Genomic DNA, 16,097 nt, shown 5'->3' on the forward strand with positions numbered 1-16,097 from the left:
ATAGGAGGACATAGTGAACAAGAAAAGGCAGTTAATTCAACAAGTAAAAGTCGTGATACATAAGTTGGAGAAAGACTATGTGAAAGATATTAATAGTGGTATTTTACAATTAATATATAAAAGATATAAGAAAGCGTTAGAAATATTAGAGAATAACGAGGATATTAAGGGAATAACCATTGTGGGTGGCGTACGTGCATATATGGACAGTCACAATGATTATCCACATATATTATTAGAAGAATTACATAAAGCTGAAACAATCGCCAAAGAATTAACTAACAGATAGTGATAGAGGAAAAACAAGAAGTGATAAAATAAGGGAGAAGTTTTATAAAAAGCAAAATATAATTCTTGTAATGCTTGAGAATAAGGAGAGCTATTATGAAGATATGGCAACTTACAAATTTATTAGGCAATGATGAATTAACTACGTGTAATAAAAATGGACAAGAAGTATTTGAAGATGGATTTAATTGATGTAATAGAAAAGTTGAAAACTAATGATCATATTAATTTAATTATCCAATTCATTTAAAAGGAGAAATTTATATGGACTATCAATCTGAGGTTAAGAGATTATATAGTTGTAGATTTTTAAAAAATCAATCGGAATGTGAAGAGTTTGACAGTGTATTAGAAAACTTAGCAGATTGTGATGATGAGAAGCTTATTAAAGAGTTGTGTATAGTATTTGAGGATGAAACACAAGAGGAAGAAGTTATGTTTGGTCTAGTTCATTTTATTGAAGATTTTGAAATGGGAAAATATCTAACAGAGATGCCTAGAGCTTTACCAAAAATGGTTGAGAGTGCAAAAGAGTGGGCAATGCTACTAAACATAAGAATTTTAAATAATGATTTATATAGAAGTGAGTATGCTAAAGTACTTGTAGGAATGAATCATGATATACAACTAACGATAATTAATTTACTTAATGAAATTATTGCTGATAACCCTAAAAGATTTGAGAGGACTGCCAATGAGGTTCTTAGTCAATTACAAGGAGTTCATAAAAATAAATAAGAATTGTAGAACTACTGTATTATAGATAAAACTAAGAACACCCTAGCGAAGAGCTAGGGTGTTTGTGTTATATAGTTTCACCATATGCTTCCGAATTAGGAGCAGGAGTAATCAACGAACCTTTTGTAGCGTTTCCTATAATAGAATGAAAGTGTTTAACGTTTAAATATAGGAAGAAAAACAATTAAGCTTTTATTTTATTTAAAATGGTTACTCTATTAGTAGTGAATAATAAATAATTTTGTTTTACTGTCTTAATTAAAATACGATCAGTTGTACCATATGCTGTTCCAATTCGAATTGCGCTTTTTTCTTCAACACCAGCATATGTATTATCTTCCGTTACCTCAGTGATTTCACATAATGGAATATGAATTTTAGAGAATTGCCATGAAATAATTAGTTCATCTTTTGTTTTTTCAACATGAATACCTAACATATTACCAGAACCTTTCTATAATAAAATTTTACTCGTAATATTTTATTATACAAATTTATAAATTTTATTTCTATTTTTTTACAGAGAGTATACAATTAACAACGAGAAAATGTTCATTATTACTTTCATTCCTATTATAACGAATTCTACAATAGAAAACAGAACGTATATTTGGTATAATCGAAATATACTATATGAAACGATGTACATGAGTTTGAGATTTATGAAAAAAGGTAAGTAATACATAATAATACATACGCTATAGGATTCAGTTCATGTTATACAAATCAATCGTTAGAAAGGAAAAGAAGTATGAATCAAATTTCATTCGAAGATTTATTTGAAGAAGAAAACAAACCAGAAAAGGTGGAGGTAGCTGAGATTTCCGTACCTTTATCGCCCTTACAAAAGGATATTTTAGAATTAATTAATTGTGAAGAAATAAGTGCACTTGAGTTATGCGAACAATTAATACGAGCTGGTAAAATATCAGATGAAAGATTCACAACGAATAAGCCTAAAGCATATGGGCAAGTATGCTTACTATTAGAAGGGTTTGTTAAAGAAGAAAAGCTTATTTTTGTCAAAAGTGATGAGAAAAGAGATAGAGTATATAAATTGAAAGACGAAGATTCTAACGAATAAAATGTATAAAGTATAGTAATGAAATATGGAAGTCCTCATATTTGTGTTGAAAGATTATTTTCACATAAGCGTGGGGATTTTTTTGAGGGAGGATGTATGAAAGATTGGGAGTATAATGAATTATTTCATGCAATTCGGGAGGCGTATGAAGAGTTATTAGATGAAGAGAGAGGGGATCGATATGCTATAGCAAAAATAGCGGATGAATTTGATAATGTAGGAAAGATTGAAGATGTTATCGTTGATACTGCCATAGGAGAAATAGCAGTCGATCATCATATGGTCTTTGTTGGGCGTATTAAAGGTATAACAAAGAGGCTAAGTATGTTTAATCTTCAAGAGGCAGAAGGTGAATTGATAGTAGAGGAAATAAAAGATTTATCGATAAGAATAAATAATGTAATAGAAGGATTAAAAAATGTAAAGAGTGATTATAAATCTTCGGTTGAATAATTCATGTTCTTGCCAATATAAGAGACATAGCTAGACAAGAGCATAGAAATTGCTGCATACATAAAACGTAAGATGGATGAGAGATTATAAAGGTTGGAAAAGGAATAAGACTAAAATAAAGAGATTGATAGGCATATGGTTATCAAATATAAAAAAATTATCTTATAGATAGTTAAATGGCTATTACTATATTACAAATAACTAACTTTTGGTTTATTTTTTATAGGAAAACAAAAGAGTAATCGTAAAGACTACTCTTGGATTTTTTTCTTTTCTTCATTTTCAATTTCGGAAACGGATTTTTTCGGTTTTTTAACATAGTTATCGTATAGTTCCCCAGAACATCCAAAATCATCTTCAAAATCATCTTCAAAATCCTCTGTAGTACTAATATGAGCTATAAACCATAAATTTTCATCTTTATTTATATACCCTTTCAATTTAGGAACACCCATTGGACTTACATCCTGTTTTGTAAATGTAATCGATTTAACATCTTTAACATTATAATGAATATACTTCGTTACTCTTGCCTCTTGTACTTTCCAAAACTTATCTTCTTGTTCTTTATGTTTTAAGTATTCCACAGTAAAAAATCCTCCTGCTATGAGTAACAAAGCAGATACGATCAAAATAAATACTTTCTTCATTGGAAATCTCCTTATGAAAAATTTACGATTGCATTCTTCTTAAAATGGGATAGGAAAGATAAGAGTAGTGCAGTGCAGTGACTACTCTTATTTCTTTTCTTTCTCTTCCTTTTCAATTTTGGAAACGGATTTTTCCGGTTGTTTTATAAGTTTTCCTAGCTCAACAGAACGATCAAATTGATCTTCGAAATTTTCAGTAGTACTAATACGAGCTACAAAATCTAATTGTTGGTCATTATTTATATACCCTTTTAGTCTAGGAATGCCCATAGGACTAGTTTCGTGTTCTGTAAATGTAATAGATTTAACATCTTTAACATTATAATGAATATATTTTTCTACCCTTGTTTCTTGTGTTTTCCAAAACTTTTCTTCTTGTTCTTTATGTTTTAAGTATTCCATTGTAAAATACCCACCTGCTATTATACAAATAATAGATAAAATAATTAACAATTTCTTTTTCATTTAAAATCCCCTTGTATTTGAATATAGTTAAAATATACCATTAAATGAGCTCAGATGTATGAAGGAAAGCATAGAAATTTTAAACGATGATGAAATAACAGCCACATTACATAAATCAGTAGGCCTTCAGTGTTTTTGTTAATTTTGGGTAAATATCAAATTATAGTAAAAGGATATCATATTCTAAAATTATCAAATATATAGATGTAATTATCAAGTTGAAGGAAGGTACCTTATCAAAAGATAGTTCTCCCATTATAGAAGACAAAAAAGAACAAATTCCCTACATGAGAACTTGCTCTTTTTTATACTTAATGATTTAAATTACATTTATTATTTAGCGGAGCTACTTGTAAGATTTCTTAGTTTTTAACATTTGAAGACTTTCTTTTTTCTTCCTCTTCAATTTCGGATACGGATTTTTCAGGGTCTTTTATAAGTTTTCCTAGTTCTCCAGAACGTGAAAATTTATCTTCGAAGTTTTCTGTAGTACTGATACTATCATCAAACCATAGATCTTTATCATCATTTATATATCCTTCTATAGACGGAATTCCCATTGGACTTATTTTATGTTCTATAAATGTAATCGATTTAACATCTTTAACATTATAATGAATATACTTTTCTACTCTTGTTTCTTGTGTTTTCCAAAAAAATTCTTCTTGTTCTTTATGTTTTAAGTATTCCAAAGTAAAAAATCCTCCTGCTATGAGCACCAAAGCAGATACAATTAAAATAAATACTTTCTTCATTAGAAATTCCCCTTATAAAAAAATTACCATTACATTCTTCTTAAAATGGGATAGGGAAGACAAGACAAGAGTAGTGCAGAGACTATTCTTTTTTCTTTTCTTTCTCTTCCTTTTCAATTTCGGATATTGATTTTTCAGGTTTTTTAACATAGTTATCATATAGTTCCCCAGAACATCCAAAATCATCTTCAAAATTTTCTGTCGTACTAATATGAGCTACAAACCATAAATTTTCATCTTTATTTATATACCCTTTTAATTTAGGGACACCCATTGGACTTACATCTTGTTTTGTAAATGTAATAGATTTTACATTTTTAACATTATAATGAATATACTTTGTTACTCTTGCCTCTTGTGCTTTCCAAAAAATTTCTTTTTTTTCTTTATGTTTTAAGTATTCCATTGTAAAATACCCTCCTGCTATAATACAAATAATGGATGAAATAATTACCAATTTTTTCTTCATAAAAAAATCCCCTTATATTTAAATATAGTTAAAATATACCATGAAATGAGTTGAAACATATGAGTGAATTTAAAAAGAATCCAATTGCGACAGATGAAGATTATTTTAAACTATCAGACCATGTTTATGAAGACAGTTATTTACACAAAGGAGCAAAAATAAAAGGAAGTAACGGAAAAGAATGGAGAGTTATAGAATCAATTGATGCAGATTGTCAAAAAGTAAAAAATGGATTAGAAGCTATCGCAGTAGTACCAGCAGACAAATATGATAAAAATGCAACACATTATGATGAGATAATCCTAGCATTTCGTGGGACAGAGCCTAACCAATTAGCAGATTTCGAAACAGATATCGATCAAATTACGTTTGGAATTAAAACACATTCTAAAGTAATTACTCCAAGTAATAGTCAAACAATAAAACCGGATTCTGCAACATCATTTGATACTGGATTAAAATGGGCAAAAGATGACATCGTAGCAAAATATAACCCTTCTTCTCTTCATACAACTGGACATAGTAAAGGTGGTGCAGAAGCGGACCTTATCGCTGCAGAATTAGATTGTTATGCAACTACATGGGCTGCACCAAATCCTTATCGTTTGCTAAGTCCTGAAGCGAAAAAACGAGTAGATAGAGGGGAAATGGAAAACAAAGCTACGGATTATACACATGAGAATGACCCAATTGGTAACCATACTCAATTCGGTGCACCTCTAATTGGTAAGCAATTTACAGTGAGACAGAATGATACAAAAGAAGATTTTTTTACACGTTTAACTATGGAAGGACACGGCAGAGATACATTTAGAGGAGCATTTCATTCAAATGGAAGCCCCCTATTAAAATTAGAACCTGAAGATATTATAAGACAAGCACAAAAAATTCAAATGCTCAGTAATCGATTATCAGATATAGCAAAAAATATAGAAGAGTTTCAAAGAAGAGAAGCTGAAGCGGTTCAAAAGTTGAAAAGTCAATTAAAATATGAAACAGGACCAGGTGGGAAATATCATCTATTAGAAGCATATGAAATAGATGAAGCCATCTCACGAATTGCCAAAACGAAAGAAGGTGGAAATGACTATTTTCACGATGTACACATGGCAGAAGAATTAATTCATCTTTTAAGAAAAGAACAAAAAAGTTTAAGTAGATTTGGGGACGAAATTAGTGATGCAGCAAATTCACTTAGGGATAAAGATAATCAATTAGCGGGGAATTTTCAGTTTAGATAAGGAGAGAATTATATGATGGATTTTATGGGGGAAATTAAAAAAATAGAAAAGCAAATCGAAAGTGTTACAGGAGATTTAGCGGATCAGGTAGTTGAGGAGTTACAAGCTGCTAAAAAACAGATTGAAAGAGAAATGCAGCGTATGATGTTAAAAACAGAAGTAGGGTTTAAATCAATAGATATTATAAAAGAAGATACATATGCTCTTCAAAAAAACATAGGGGCATTTCATGAATTACAAACAAGTCTAAGAGATATAGCAGCAGAATTAGAGAAAAGTTTTGAAAGTAAAACTGGCAGTAAAATCAATGAAGAATTAAAGAAATATGAAAAACAAATTAACAACAACATTTTTAATGAACATGTTCACTTAGCAAACAGTTGTGGGAAAAAATAAGAGAAGAGGAAAAACTAAAGATAGTTTCTATTGCTTTAATTTACTGAAAGAGATGCAATATGTAAATGCGAGATTTGGATTGAACAGAAAAGTGTGTCTGGTGATAAGTTATATGAATGGATAAATAATACAAATTGTATAGAAATATATGAGTTCGTTGAAGGTGAGAGTGAATTAAGGGGAAAGGCTAGAGTAGGAAATAGATGTATTCATAGGAAGGATGCAGTTATGAATCAAAAAAAGTTAGAAATGGCTTTTAAAAGATATAGCAAAAATTTTGTGGATGGAATCAAATTTGAAGATGTTAAAGATAAGTATAATGTCAGTAGAAGTAAGGTTGCGAAAATTGTTGAGCAAAATGAAACAGAGAAAGATCACATCCTACTAATAAATTTAAGCAAAATTTTCTCATATCATTTGTCACTATGGAAAAACGATGTATTGATAAACGATGGAAACAATGTAGAAGGATTAAAGAACATGCAGAAAGTCTTATTTTACCAGTGCATCGGCCAGGATCTCTATACAATCAGGTATCCAAAGATGATTTTGGGATATACGTTTAGAGAAGTTGTACTCACAATAGTTCATTTTGCAATGTATGGATGGGAGAAAGAAGAAAATATATTATATGATTTTATGACTCATCACTTCGGTGAACATTTAATAGATGCCAATGAAGAGGATAGACATATTTGGTTTTTGCTAGAGCTGTACTTGCAGTATAGAAATAAAACCATCATGGGAACGAATAAAAAATTGCATCTAGCTGTGAAAAATAAGTTTAAGGAAGCTGAACTGCGATGCGGCTCAATCCCTGAAGACCTGAATATTTATGATGAAGTGCTGGAACGTTGGTCGACTGGTGATTTAGAAGAAATAGAACATCTAATTTCGATAATGTCACAGTATCATTCTGCATTAGCTTCTGAAATCGGACAGCTAGGTGAATTTGGCGATTTCGGATACGGATTTTATCCTTTTGAAGTCTTATTCTTGATCCATGTAAGGAAACAACTAGGGTTGCCAGTACCTACTCAATTCGATAATTTTCTGATGAATACTCCAGAAGCAAAAATGGTATTTAGAGAACGTGAGCCATACCCTGAGTGGGATCCCGTACTTCAGATGATCGATCAATTTTATCGTAAAAACTACCCAGAATATATTCCTAACAAGCATGGAGAATTATTTCAATAAAAGGGAGGAAGCTAAGATGCCTGATCAAGGGATAGCGCAAATTATATTTCCTGATAGCAAGGATTTGGAAACATTTTTGAAGGAACAAGGAGGTTATGACTTACATGAAGACCTATTAAAATATGGATTGACAACGAAACAGTTTTTATACGTTGACTATAAAGGTGAGCAATACCAAGAAATTGTCAATTTTATTCTTGATTACGAATTTGCCCACCAAATTGAATTAGCAACACAAGAAGAACTTGAGAGATTAGAAGCATTTAATTATGAATTTTTACCCGATAAGATCAAGATGGCCAACAAAATACTGTCACCAAAGGGATATGGTCTGTTTTTATATCCAAATTCGGGCGACTTTTACGCATTATTCATTGGGAAAATAGAGGATATAATAAAGTTTCTGCAAGAAGAAGTGCTGTTTGATGATAGAATCCCTTTCCAAGAAAGGTGCATTAAGTACTATAAATAAACTTAAGATAATGCAGTTTTGAAAGAGACACCACATTATCCCTATGATATAGTACGTTATCAAGAAGAGTAAATGTAAGAATCTACAGTGATATACTTTTAGACTGTAGTTTTTTTATTTGTGCGTAATTAATACATACTGTGCAAAATGAAAAATAACTAAGGGGATCTGTTAGTTCATTAGGCGATTGAGTAGTGAATTTAAAAATCAGAAAAAATATGTATTTAAATGTTAAAATTATATATTATGGATAGCATACGTTATAAACAAATATTAGAAAATACCTCTCATTACATGTAGAAATTACATAATAAAAATAGAAGTATATTACGATAAAAACTTACTTTTACATAACAGCTTAACCATTAGCTAATATTGTAAAGGAGGATTGAAAATGTTAAATGATGTGTTAACGAAGGAGTATATAATACAGAATGGCCTTGAGTTTGAAGAGTGTTTAGAATATGGGGGACCTTATGGGCTAGGAATAGTAGAGTGTGCAGATGATGGTAAAGAAAAATTGTTTACTGGCTTAGCTTATGATGTCTATGAGAATGGAAATATAGAATGTTATTTCTATGTAGAAAATGGTGTTAAACAAGGAGAGTATGTGGAGTTGTATATGAATGGAAATATAAAAAGAATCAGCAATATGAATAGAAGCACGGTTGAAGGCTACCATGTTGAATTTTTTCAAAACGGAATGAAGAAGCATGAGTCTGAATGTATTGCGGGACGTGAAATGACTTTTAAAAAGTATGATGAACAAGGGAATATTGTAGAACAAAAAATAGAACCAACTGAATTCGATATATTATATGCGGAAAAATTCAGTAGCGGTTTAAACAAGTAAGAAGCATTACATTAAGAATATTGAATATTGATAAAATAACAAATTGTAATTCGATTGAGAGATAGTCGTAGAAAGATATATAGGAAATGTGAAGAGGTATCGAAATATAGAAGTATGTTTATGGCGCGAACAAACAAATATAAATGAGAAAAAGACTTGAGGAGATTCAGTGGGGTGGTAGGAGATGAATAAAGTAGAATGGAGATCACCAGATAAGCCTTTATTGCGAGAAAATGTAAAGAATGTGGAAAAAGAGTTGGGCATTCATTTTCCTTTAGATTATATAGAATGTGTAATGAAGAATAACGGAGCACATGTTAGCCCAGAAGTATTTGAAGTTGAGGGGAAGAGAAAAGTTTTTGGTACATTACTAACTTATGATATGGATGATGATGAAAATATTATTGAGGTATTCTATGACTACAATGACACATTACCGAGTGCATTGGTGCCATTCGCATTTGATCCAGCAGGAAATTTAATTTGCTTTGATTATAAAAATCATGAAGAAGATCCAATTGTCGTCTTTTGGGAACATGAGGGGGCATGGGAAAAGGAAACATTGATGGAAAGTGAAGGGATTACGGCTGAGGAAGCAGAGGAAGTAGCGAGAGAAAATGTATTTTTTGTAGCTAATAAATTTACGGAGTTTTTAAATAAGTTACGTGATTAATAATATTATCCATATAAAATGGTTCGTATAAATGTAAGCAGCAATAAAAGGAGGGAGAATGATGGAATTAGAGGATCTAAAAAAAGATATTTGGTATGGAAAAGTTTCTAATCATACAATAGAAACTCTTAAGTCTAACTTAAGGGATAGTGCAACAGAGACAGAATGCTTTATTTTAATTAACGAATTGTTAAAGTTAGGTGATTTCTCCGTAAAGGGGTTACTAATTGAACTTATGAATAGTACTGGAAATGAGCTTGTTTTACATTTATGCACTAGACTATTTTGTTCAGTAGCTACTCACGATGATTTATTAGAAATGAATAATTTGAAATTCCTTTCAAGTGCTTCAGAGGATGGAGTTCATAATTTTGTAGTAAGTGCTAGTGAAACTCTTTCATATCATGTAGTACCATATCTTTTAGCATTACTAGAAGAGTGGGAAGATACCTTTGTTGAAAAAGCTATAAGAAATGAACTTTCATGGATGCTTGGAATTGAGGACGAGTATTATGAAGTATCGTTAGAAGAATTTAATGAAGCTTATTCTGGTTTTATCGAAAATAATGATACGCAAGAATACTATTATCGTAATAGACTATCTTTTCCTGGAGATTTGGCAAAGGAGTTAGTTTCGGAAGTTATGAGTTCTTTAAGAGATAGAACTACTTATAATGTTGTTACTATACCTTCCGTTTTATCAATTTGGAGTGGAATCAAATGTCCAATTCAATACGATACGATAATAACAAATGAAAAAAATAGAGAGTTGATGTCATATATCGATGTTCTAACAAAGAAAGAATGGAAGATTGGTAAAAAGTATTTTTATGGACATGTAGTCGTATAAGAAAACGATATATGTGATGAATATAAAACATTCTATGGCATCCTGTTAAGGAGTGATTTTTATTATAACGGAAAGCTTTAATAGATGTTTTATGGGAGAAAATAAAAAAACAACTAGTAGCTCAACTAAATGTAAAAAGTTATAAACACATCAAGAAGGTGAAAAAATGATAATACCAGAGGATTTTCGAGAGAAATGGGATGTTAATAAAGATGGCCCACTCATTACATTTCCTGAAAAAGAATTAATAAACAAAAACTTTTCAGCTGAAGTGAAACGATTTTTGTCTATAGGAGGCTTGCCGGAAACACCGCCACCATATTTAGAATTTACTTCATCTCAGTCTTTCGTAAGGTCTATTATAAATGTATTTCATATGCCAGAAGAGTTTCGAAAATATTGGTATTTAGGAACAACAAGTTCTGGAGATCCAATTTGTATAATTGAAAAACAAGAAAAAATAGTATTTCTAAATAATAGTGATGCGTATAAAGAAGTGTTTATGAATTCTTCTATACAACAATTTGCAGCATGCTTATTAGTATATTCAAAAATGATTGATAAGGCAGTAGAGATAAATGGTGAGGATGCCTTTATCGATAATAATATACCAGGGTGTACAATAAGTTGGTTGAAGGAAGAATTGAAAAAAATTGATGATAAGTGTATGGAAAAGGGTTCTTTTTGGTGTATTGAAATTGAGAGCTTATATGAATAAGTGGAAGTGAAAAGGGGATATTCCGGTATTTTTATAGTTGTAAAAAGTTATTCTAAAAGGGGTATGTTGGGTGAATCATAGACGCAAGAAAAAGAAGCCGAAACAAATAAGAAAAGAAGCTGTTCAGATAAAACCGATAGTAGAAGAAGAAAAACCACTAAAGAAGAGTAGTAACAAGTTGGTTGACATTCTCCTTGGTATTCTTCTTTTCCCAATTCTTATATGGGCTGTCTTGGAAGGTTGTACAACACAAGTAAGCAAAGGGAAGACTTTCCTTATTATCGTTTTCTTTCTCTTAATTGCAGTAGGGTTATCTATGATAGGAGACAAATAAAGGGGGAGTTCAGATGTTTAAGAAGAAGGAGAAAAAAACATTTACGTTAGACTTGTAAACACACAAGGGGAAATCATTCGAGAGTTTGATTGTACAGAAAAAGACTTGCGGAAAGTAAAAGAAAATGGTGCTGAAATTCGTGTGGTTGGAGATAATTCATATGAGATGGTAGCAACCGATGAACAACTAGAAAAACTAGCAAGAGCCGAAGCGGAAATCGAAGCAGAAATTAAGGCGTGGGAAGACGCTTTAAATGAGAGTTTGGATGAACGCGAAGAAAGAGAAGCAAGACAAAAGGAATTGAAAGAAAAGAATAAATGGAGTACAAAGAAGAAAGTAATCGTATTTGGACTGATATTCTTTGTATTTATTGGATTACCTATTATCGAAGGGTATCAGAATAGTAAATTAGTTGAAGAAGGTACATCATTACATGCAGAAATAGTAGGTAGGCATGTAGAGGAGGAATTCATATTTACACACCCAACATTAGTAGTTGAGGTAGATGGTAAAAAGCATAATGTATGGGTAAGTGAGGAGACATATAACGGAGCAGAGTGGTTAGGTAGACTAAAAGTCATCAAAACAAAAGATGGTAAAGTGGAGAAAGACCCTAGATATGAAGGCGAAGACTTAATCACGAGTTATTAAGGGACTAGATAAGGGTAGAAGGAAATGGTTCACTAGTTGTTTTAAATAATGTACGTGGAAAGACTCAATTTGAGGAATTTGAACGCGGGTCGTTTACAGAGGTTTCGAATAGTTTAAATGAGTTAATTTCTAGTTTGAGGTTACAAAAATAGTAAAGTGAAGAATGTTTATATGAATTATAGACCGGCTAGATGGGGTGGGAAAGTGGAATATAGTGGAATGGTTTCAGTTTGGTTTGGAATTTCTAAATCACTCCAAAATCTTGGGGATTATATCGATATAGATTACACGATAGATGGTGATTCAGTTCATTCAAAGTTTGGGACGAGCTTTGAATTCGGTTATTATGATGAAGATAATATTGAAATTTGTTTTTATGAGAATAATAAAAGGGAAGTTGAACATATTTTAAGTGATTTTTCTTATAGTGAACGAATTATTCCTAAAATAAAAAAGCTAGTAAATGGAGATAGTTTAGCGAACGATATTAACTTTGTTATTGTTCTTTATGATTTTAAATATAATGAAGCGAAAAGAGAAGATATGTTTGATGGTTTAGAGGTTACATTTATTGGTTCTATGCCGTACAGGTAGTTTGTACAGAGTTGCTAATTTGTACTATAAGCATTTCTATGAAGAGATCAAATACAAGGTAATTGAAGTAGGTTATCAGGATATTACTTTTTAATTTCAATACGTTTCAATAAACGCCTGTATATTACTTTGAAAATAAAAAAGCTGATTCACTGATGGAATTTATGATAAAGATCTATCGGGACAGTGAATATTTTGAAGATGAAAAAAAGAAAGGATAATCTCTTTTGGATACTAAAGAACATTTAAATCGATTATATGATAACCGTTTGCTAGAAAATGAAAATGAGATACAAGAGTTTAATGAGTCATGCATACGAGTGATTGAGTGTAACGATGTTTCTATTATTCCAGATTTATGTTTAGTCTTTGATGATGATACTGAACAACCTGAAGTGATGTTTAGTTTGATTCATGGGATAGAGGGCTTATATGAAAATCATATAGAAGAGGGATTGAAATGTATTGCTACAGCTACTCCGTCGATGATGAGCGGCGCTAAAGACTGGGTAGAGATTATACATTACAGAATACTTAATGATCCCCAAATAAGAACGGTGTATGGAAAAGTACTTTCGCAATTTGATTTATCCATTACAAGTAGCATTAAAGAACTATTATTGGAAATAAAAAATGAAGATTCTGATATGTTTAGTAAATCTATTAATGAAGTCATTGAGCTTATCTAATAGTCGAATAATCTCAATAAAAAAGGGTGTCAATCTTTCTCGAATTGACACCCAGATACGAATTTGTTTAACATCTTACATACTTACGTTTGAAACCTAGTCTTCCTCTATCAAGTTCTTTCTGAATACTCTCTGTAGCATGCAACAAACTGCTTTTTTTATTATCACGTTTGACTTCGACTATACCAACTTCTTTTGCAATCTCGACTGCTTTTTCGTGTAGTGGTACATATGAAATTGCCGCAGTGTTTAGGAAATTATTCATAGCGGATTTTGTTCGTTCTGGAGAATAATGAATTGTATCTTTCACCATTTCAAGCATATCGGAAATTTTACTTTCGGAAAATTCATTGTCTTTGCGATTTCCTAAAAGCCAACAGTAGCAACTCCAGCCGGCAGACATTTTAAGCTCGTCCCCACTTGCAATCCATTTATCAGCAACATTTTGTGCAATATTTGACTCGGATAAAGTTACTGCCACCACATAATCGGATAGCATATAAAAATATGCTTCGTCTATCCAGCGATCAAAATCAGACTCACTCATAGCTTTTGGATCTGCGATAATACCTGCAAAGTACATAGCATCGTAGTTGCCAGTGGCATACAGTTCCTCGGCTAACTCTTGATTTACTTTTATTTTCTTAGCAATTGGTTTCATAGCACCTGTAGCTACGCCAAAAATTGGTTCGTGTGCACCGTTAGATATGTATATTTTTTTCGTTCGTTCCTTACCGAGGGCTTCAAGCTCTTGCATAACTGTTTTAAAGTCCATAGCTGTGCACTTCCTTCCTTAATATAAAAATCTTTTTAAGTGTAATTATCTAGTTTATATTTTTCAGTCTTTCATACTTCTCAATGTTAATACTAATTGTATTTTGGAGGTATGTCTACTTTCTAAAGTTTATCAAAATTCGGTCTGATTGTTGAATAAAATGAAGCCAGAGATAATCTAGAAAATGGTATAATATAGCAAAAGCGGGCGGTAAAAATCATATAGGAGGAATTTAATTGGAAAAAAAGCTGAATCGATTATATAGAGAGATAGCGGAGACGGTTAATGAAATGATTCCAGCAGAGTGGGAGAAATTTTATTTTTACGCTCAAATATCAGAAACTGGAGGGGGAACTTACTTTTACTATAATACACCTGAAGATAGAGAAGATTTTAATTATAGTGTGAAAATCCCGTTTTACTTTGCTGTTGATAAAATAGAATTTAGAAGGAATAAAAGAAAGTTATTTGAATTGAGTGATGAATTAAGAAATGTTTTCAAAGATAACCACCAAGAACTTTGGTATTCCTTTACAATGTCTCTTGAACATAGTGGGGGATTTAACATGCATTTCGATTATACAAATTGGTTCGATACAGAATATAGTTTTAGTGATCAGATGATTATTTGGAAACATAAATACTTAGGTGAAGTACCAATTGATGAAAATGATAAAGAGCTAATTAATAAGTATGACAATGAATTTCCGAATAATCCTATTTGACTGAAAGGAAAGAAGAAATGGTTTTTATAAAAATCATGAGTTGTAAAGTAGTTGATAAGTTATAAAGTTAGTTCTGTAAGATAATAATTAAAGGAGAAATACAATGGATAAGATTCAATTTGCGAAAAGAATTAGAGATTCCATAAAGAGTGGTCAAATAAACACCTTAAAAGATTTACTTGAGAGAGAGCCTAAGATGTTGGAACATGTCACACTATTTGGTACGTGGTTACATGTAGCGACAGCGCATGGACAGTTAGAAATAATAGAGTACTTAATCAATTCAGGAATCAATATTCATGCAAAGTGTGGGACTTTCTCTACAAATGTACTTGAAAGAGCAGCTACGAAAGGGCATTTACATATTGCAGAGTACTTTATTAAACATCAAGTTGAAATGGATACTAGTGAGCCGGATCGAAGTCCTCTGTTTGCTGCTATATATAGTGGGCATTTTGAGATTGTTAAATTGCTAGTTATGAATGGGATAGATATAACGATAAAATATTCTGGTAATAATATGAAAGAAATGGACGCTTATACCTTTGCTGTTGAAAGAGGGGAGATGGAAATTGCAGAGTATGTAAAGTGTAAGTTGAATGAGAATATATATTCATAATGGAGGACGCTATTAATGGAAGTACATGGAATGGTTTCAATATGGTTAGGTAATATGAAAACGCAAGGTCAATTGGATACATATATGGATGTTACGTATGATGAAAAAGGAGACGCTATACCAGCAAGATTTTTTGTTGATTTTAATATAGATATGATTGATGTAGATGAGGATTTTATTGAAAAGGAAGTGTTAGAAGAAGCAAGTGATGACATTTCTATGTTATTAACGGGATGTTCATATGATGATAAAATACTATCTCGAATTAAGGGAGTAGTTAAATTAAATAAATCCTATAATTCTTTCGTTTTAATTTATAACTTTCAATATGACAATTCAGTTAGTAATTTTGAAGGTTTTAATTTTGTAACCGCTACAAGCTATCTATAATGGTAAGAAGGTCGC

At 31.3% G+C, this 16,097-nt stretch carries 25 protein-coding genes and 1 pseudogene; 20 read left to right on the plus strand and 6 right to left on the minus strand.

Features of this window, described 5'->3' with window-relative positions; all coding sequences use genetic code 11:
• Nucleotides 1–13: 13 nt before the first annotated feature.
• Both DN389_RS12070 and DN389_RS12075 read left to right on the plus strand, forming a co-directional pair.
• On the plus strand, nt 14–289 hold the full coding sequence (locus tag DN389_RS12070; protein ID WP_098190655.1) for a hypothetical protein: 276 nt from the start codon (nt 14–16) through the stop codon (nt 287–289).
• 263 nt (nt 290–552) lie between these two features.
• A complete protein-coding gene (locus DN389_RS12075) occupies nt 553–1,026 on the plus strand; it encodes an Imm30 family immunity protein (RefSeq protein WP_098069143.1) in 474 nt (157 codons plus the stop codon).
• Between the two features lie 184 nt (nt 1,027–1,210).
• Here DN389_RS12075 and DN389_RS12080 read toward each other — a convergent pair whose 3' ends face one another.
• Nucleotides 1,211–1,465 (minus strand): SunI/YnzG family protein, encoded by a 255-nt coding sequence (locus DN389_RS12080; RefSeq protein WP_000900620.1) that lies wholly within the window; start codon nt 1,463–1,465, stop codon nt 1,211–1,213.
• Between the two features lie 312 nt (nt 1,466–1,777).
• Between DN389_RS12080 and DN389_RS12085 the strand changes: the two genes are divergently transcribed.
• Nucleotides 1,778–2,110, plus strand: coding sequence for a DUF3895 domain-containing protein (locus tag DN389_RS12085; protein WP_098069141.1), 333 nt, complete (start codon nt 1,778–1,780; stop codon nt 2,108–2,110).
• Between the two features lie 96 nt (nt 2,111–2,206).
• Nucleotides 2,207–2,563, plus strand: coding sequence for an Imm3 family immunity protein (locus tag DN389_RS12090; RefSeq protein ID WP_149237178.1), 357 nt, complete (start codon nt 2,207–2,209; stop codon nt 2,561–2,563).
• Nucleotides 2,564–2,814: 251 nt separating this feature from the next.
• Here DN389_RS12090 and DN389_RS12095 read toward each other — a convergent pair whose 3' ends face one another.
• From DN389_RS12095 to DN389_RS12110, 4 genes are all read right to left on the minus strand, one after another.
• The gene (locus tag DN389_RS12095) at nt 2,815–3,213 is read right to left on the minus strand and encodes a DUF1433 domain-containing protein (RefSeq protein ID WP_149237179.1); all 399 of its coding nucleotides are present in this window, start codon (nt 3,211–3,213) and stop codon (nt 2,815–2,817) included.
• An 87-nt stretch (nt 3,214–3,300) separates the two neighbouring features.
• Entirely contained in the window at nt 3,301–3,678 is a 378-nt protein-coding gene (locus DN389_RS12100; RefSeq protein WP_098190652.1) for a DUF1433 domain-containing protein, read from the minus strand.
• A gap of 362 nt (nt 3,679–4,040) precedes the next feature.
• On the minus strand, nt 4,041–4,433 hold the full coding sequence (locus DN389_RS12105; RefSeq protein ID WP_098190651.1) for a DUF1433 domain-containing protein: 393 nt from the start codon (nt 4,431–4,433) through the stop codon (nt 4,041–4,043).
• A gap of 82 nt (nt 4,434–4,515) precedes the next feature.
• Nucleotides 4,516–4,902, minus strand: a complete 387-nt coding sequence (locus DN389_RS12110) for a DUF1433 domain-containing protein (RefSeq protein ID WP_088081033.1) — start codon at nt 4,900–4,902, stop codon at nt 4,516–4,518.
• 59 nt (nt 4,903–4,961) lie between these two features.
• Here DN389_RS12110 and DN389_RS12115 point away from each other — a divergent pair, with 59 nt between their 5' ends.
• From DN389_RS12115 to DN389_RS12180, 13 genes and pseudogenes are all read left to right on the plus strand, one after another.
• Complete coding sequence (locus DN389_RS12115) at nt 4,962–6,143, plus strand: alpha/beta hydrolase family protein (RefSeq protein ID WP_098190650.1); 1,182 nt, start codon at nt 4,962–4,964, stop codon at nt 6,141–6,143.
• 12 nt (nt 6,144–6,155) lie between these two features.
• Nucleotides 6,156–6,539, plus strand: a complete 384-nt coding sequence (locus DN389_RS12120; RefSeq protein ID WP_000968638.1) for a hypothetical protein — start codon at nt 6,156–6,158, stop codon at nt 6,537–6,539.
• 228 nt (nt 6,540–6,767) lie between these two features.
• Nucleotides 6,768–7,739: a hypothetical protein gene (locus DN389_RS12125; RefSeq protein WP_098190719.1), complete on the plus strand. Its 972-nt coding sequence runs from the start codon at nt 6,768–6,770 to the stop codon at nt 7,737–7,739.
• Between the two features lie 16 nt (nt 7,740–7,755).
• Nucleotides 7,756–8,211, plus strand: a complete 456-nt coding sequence (locus DN389_RS12130; protein WP_088122629.1) for a hypothetical protein — start codon at nt 7,756–7,758, stop codon at nt 8,209–8,211.
• 394 nt (nt 8,212–8,605) lie between these two features.
• On the plus strand, nt 8,606–9,064 hold the full coding sequence (locus DN389_RS12135; RefSeq protein ID WP_097858647.1) for a toxin-antitoxin system YwqK family antitoxin: 459 nt from the start codon (nt 8,606–8,608) through the stop codon (nt 9,062–9,064).
• Nucleotides 9,065–9,248: 184 nt separating this feature from the next.
• Nucleotides 9,249–9,737, plus strand: coding sequence for an SMI1/KNR4 family protein (locus tag DN389_RS12140; RefSeq protein ID WP_098802428.1), 489 nt, complete (start codon nt 9,249–9,251; stop codon nt 9,735–9,737).
• A gap of 61 nt (nt 9,738–9,798) precedes the next feature.
• Nucleotides 9,799–10,587, plus strand: a complete 789-nt coding sequence (gene imm47, locus DN389_RS12145) for an Imm47 family immunity protein (protein WP_142343607.1) — start codon at nt 9,799–9,801, stop codon at nt 10,585–10,587.
• 166 nt (nt 10,588–10,753) lie between these two features.
• Complete coding sequence (locus tag DN389_RS12150) at nt 10,754–11,305, plus strand: SUKH-4 family immunity protein (RefSeq protein ID WP_060487689.1); 552 nt, start codon at nt 10,754–10,756, stop codon at nt 11,303–11,305.
• 70 nt (nt 11,306–11,375) lie between these two features.
• A complete protein-coding gene (locus tag DN389_RS12155) occupies nt 11,376–11,639 on the plus strand; it encodes a hypothetical protein (RefSeq protein ID WP_048544721.1) in 264 nt (87 codons plus the stop codon).
• A 105-nt stretch (nt 11,640–11,744) separates the two neighbouring features.
• Nucleotides 11,745–12,290 carry a hypothetical protein gene (locus DN389_RS12160; protein WP_149237180.1) on the plus strand — a complete coding sequence of 182 codons (546 nt, stop codon included), beginning with the start codon at nt 11,745–11,747 and terminating at the stop codon, nt 12,288–12,290.
• Nucleotides 12,291–12,298: 8 nt separating this feature from the next.
• A pseudogene (locus DN389_RS28765) lies at nt 12,299–12,442 on the plus strand (SecY-interacting protein Syd); the annotation flags it as partial.
• Nucleotides 12,443–12,461: 19 nt separating this feature from the next.
• On the plus strand, nt 12,462–12,884 hold the full coding sequence (locus tag DN389_RS12170) for an immunity 22 family protein (RefSeq protein ID WP_142343608.1): 423 nt from the start codon (nt 12,462–12,464) through the stop codon (nt 12,882–12,884).
• A 227-nt stretch (nt 12,885–13,111) separates the two neighbouring features.
• On the plus strand, nt 13,112–13,573 hold the full coding sequence (locus DN389_RS12180) for an Imm30 family immunity protein (RefSeq protein WP_149237181.1): 462 nt from the start codon (nt 13,112–13,114) through the stop codon (nt 13,571–13,573).
• A 67-nt stretch (nt 13,574–13,640) separates the two neighbouring features.
• Here DN389_RS12180 and DN389_RS12185 read toward each other — a convergent pair whose 3' ends face one another.
• Nucleotides 13,641–14,348 (minus strand): DNA alkylation repair protein, encoded by a 708-nt coding sequence (locus DN389_RS12185; protein ID WP_098190646.1) that lies wholly within the window; start codon nt 14,346–14,348, stop codon nt 13,641–13,643.
• Between the two features lie 236 nt (nt 14,349–14,584).
• On the opposite strand from DN389_RS12185, the gene DN389_RS12190 reads away from it, so the two are divergent.
• The 3 genes from DN389_RS12190 to DN389_RS12200 all read left to right on the plus strand — a co-directional run bounded on the left by DN389_RS12190 (nt 14,585) and on the right by DN389_RS12200 (nt 16,082).
• On the plus strand, nt 14,585–15,073 hold the full coding sequence (locus tag DN389_RS12190; RefSeq protein WP_088081042.1) for an antitoxin YezG family protein: 489 nt from the start codon (nt 14,585–14,587) through the stop codon (nt 15,071–15,073).
• A gap of 103 nt (nt 15,074–15,176) precedes the next feature.
• Nucleotides 15,177–15,692 carry an ankyrin repeat domain-containing protein gene (locus DN389_RS12195; protein ID WP_098190645.1) on the plus strand — a complete coding sequence of 172 codons (516 nt, stop codon included), beginning with the start codon at nt 15,177–15,179 and terminating at the stop codon, nt 15,690–15,692.
• A 15-nt stretch (nt 15,693–15,707) separates the two neighbouring features.
• Nucleotides 15,708–16,082, plus strand: a complete 375-nt coding sequence (locus DN389_RS12200; RefSeq protein ID WP_149237182.1) for an immunity 22 family protein — start codon at nt 15,708–15,710, stop codon at nt 16,080–16,082.
• Nucleotides 16,083–16,097 lie beyond the last annotated feature (15 nt).

It is taken from the genome of Bacillus sp. AY3-1, from assembly GCF_008368785.1.
GTDB lineage: Bacteria > Bacillota > Bacilli > Bacillales > Bacillaceae_G > Bacillus_A > Bacillus_A wiedmannii.

Excerpts from the sequence above, each read along its gene's own strand:
- DN389_RS12195 (WP_098190645.1), top strand. The coding sequence starts at position 15,177 with ATGGATAAGATTCAATTTGCGAAAAGAATTAGAGATTCCATAAAGAGT.
- DN389_RS12110 (WP_088081033.1), bottom strand. The coding sequence starts at position 4,902 with ATGAAGAAAAAATTGGTAATTATTTCATCCATTATTTGTATTATAGCA.
- DN389_RS12115 (WP_098190650.1), top strand. The coding sequence starts at position 4,962 with ATGAGTGAATTTAAAAAGAATCCAATTGCGACAGATGAAGATTATTTT.
- DN389_RS12170 (WP_142343608.1), top strand. The coding sequence starts at position 12,462 with ATGAATTATAGACCGGCTAGATGGGGTGGGAAAGTGGAATATAGTGGA.
- imm47 (WP_142343607.1), top strand. The coding sequence starts at position 9,799 with ATGGAATTAGAGGATCTAAAAAAAGATATTTGGTATGGAAAAGTTTCT.
- DN389_RS12120 (WP_000968638.1), top strand. The coding sequence starts at position 6,156 with ATGATGGATTTTATGGGGGAAATTAAAAAAATAGAAAAGCAAATCGAA.
- DN389_RS12185 (WP_098190646.1), bottom strand. The coding sequence starts at position 14,348 with ATGGACTTTAAAACAGTTATGCAAGAGCTTGAAGCCCTCGGTAAGGAA.
- DN389_RS12090 (WP_149237178.1), top strand. The coding sequence starts at position 2,207 with ATGAAAGATTGGGAGTATAATGAATTATTTCATGCAATTCGGGAGGCG.
- DN389_RS12100 (WP_098190652.1), bottom strand. The coding sequence starts at position 3,678 with ATGAAAAAGAAATTGTTAATTATTTTATCTATTATTTGTATAATAGCA.
- DN389_RS12105 (WP_098190651.1), bottom strand. The coding sequence starts at position 4,433 with ATGAAGAAAGTATTTATTTTAATTGTATCTGCTTTGGTGCTCATAGCA.
- DN389_RS12140 (WP_098802428.1), top strand. The coding sequence starts at position 9,249 with ATGAATAAAGTAGAATGGAGATCACCAGATAAGCCTTTATTGCGAGAA.
- DN389_RS12085 (WP_098069141.1), top strand. The coding sequence starts at position 1,778 with ATGAATCAAATTTCATTCGAAGATTTATTTGAAGAAGAAAACAAACCA.
- DN389_RS12080 (WP_000900620.1), bottom strand. The coding sequence starts at position 1,465 with ATGTTAGGTATTCATGTTGAAAAAACAAAAGATGAACTAATTATTTCA.
- DN389_RS12130 (WP_088122629.1), top strand. The coding sequence starts at position 7,756 with ATGCCTGATCAAGGGATAGCGCAAATTATATTTCCTGATAGCAAGGAT.
- DN389_RS12095 (WP_149237179.1), bottom strand. The coding sequence starts at position 3,213 with ATGAAGAAAGTATTTATTTTGATCGTATCTGCTTTGTTACTCATAGCA.
- DN389_RS12075 (WP_098069143.1), top strand. The coding sequence starts at position 553 with ATGGACTATCAATCTGAGGTTAAGAGATTATATAGTTGTAGATTTTTA.
- DN389_RS12125 (WP_098190719.1), top strand. The coding sequence starts at position 6,768 with ATGAATCAAAAAAAGTTAGAAATGGCTTTTAAAAGATATAGCAAAAAT.
- DN389_RS12200 (WP_149237182.1), top strand. The coding sequence starts at position 15,708 with ATGGAAGTACATGGAATGGTTTCAATATGGTTAGGTAATATGAAAACG.
- DN389_RS12135 (WP_097858647.1), top strand. The coding sequence starts at position 8,606 with ATGTTAAATGATGTGTTAACGAAGGAGTATATAATACAGAATGGCCTT.
- DN389_RS12150 (WP_060487689.1), top strand. The coding sequence starts at position 10,754 with ATGATAATACCAGAGGATTTTCGAGAGAAATGGGATGTTAATAAAGAT.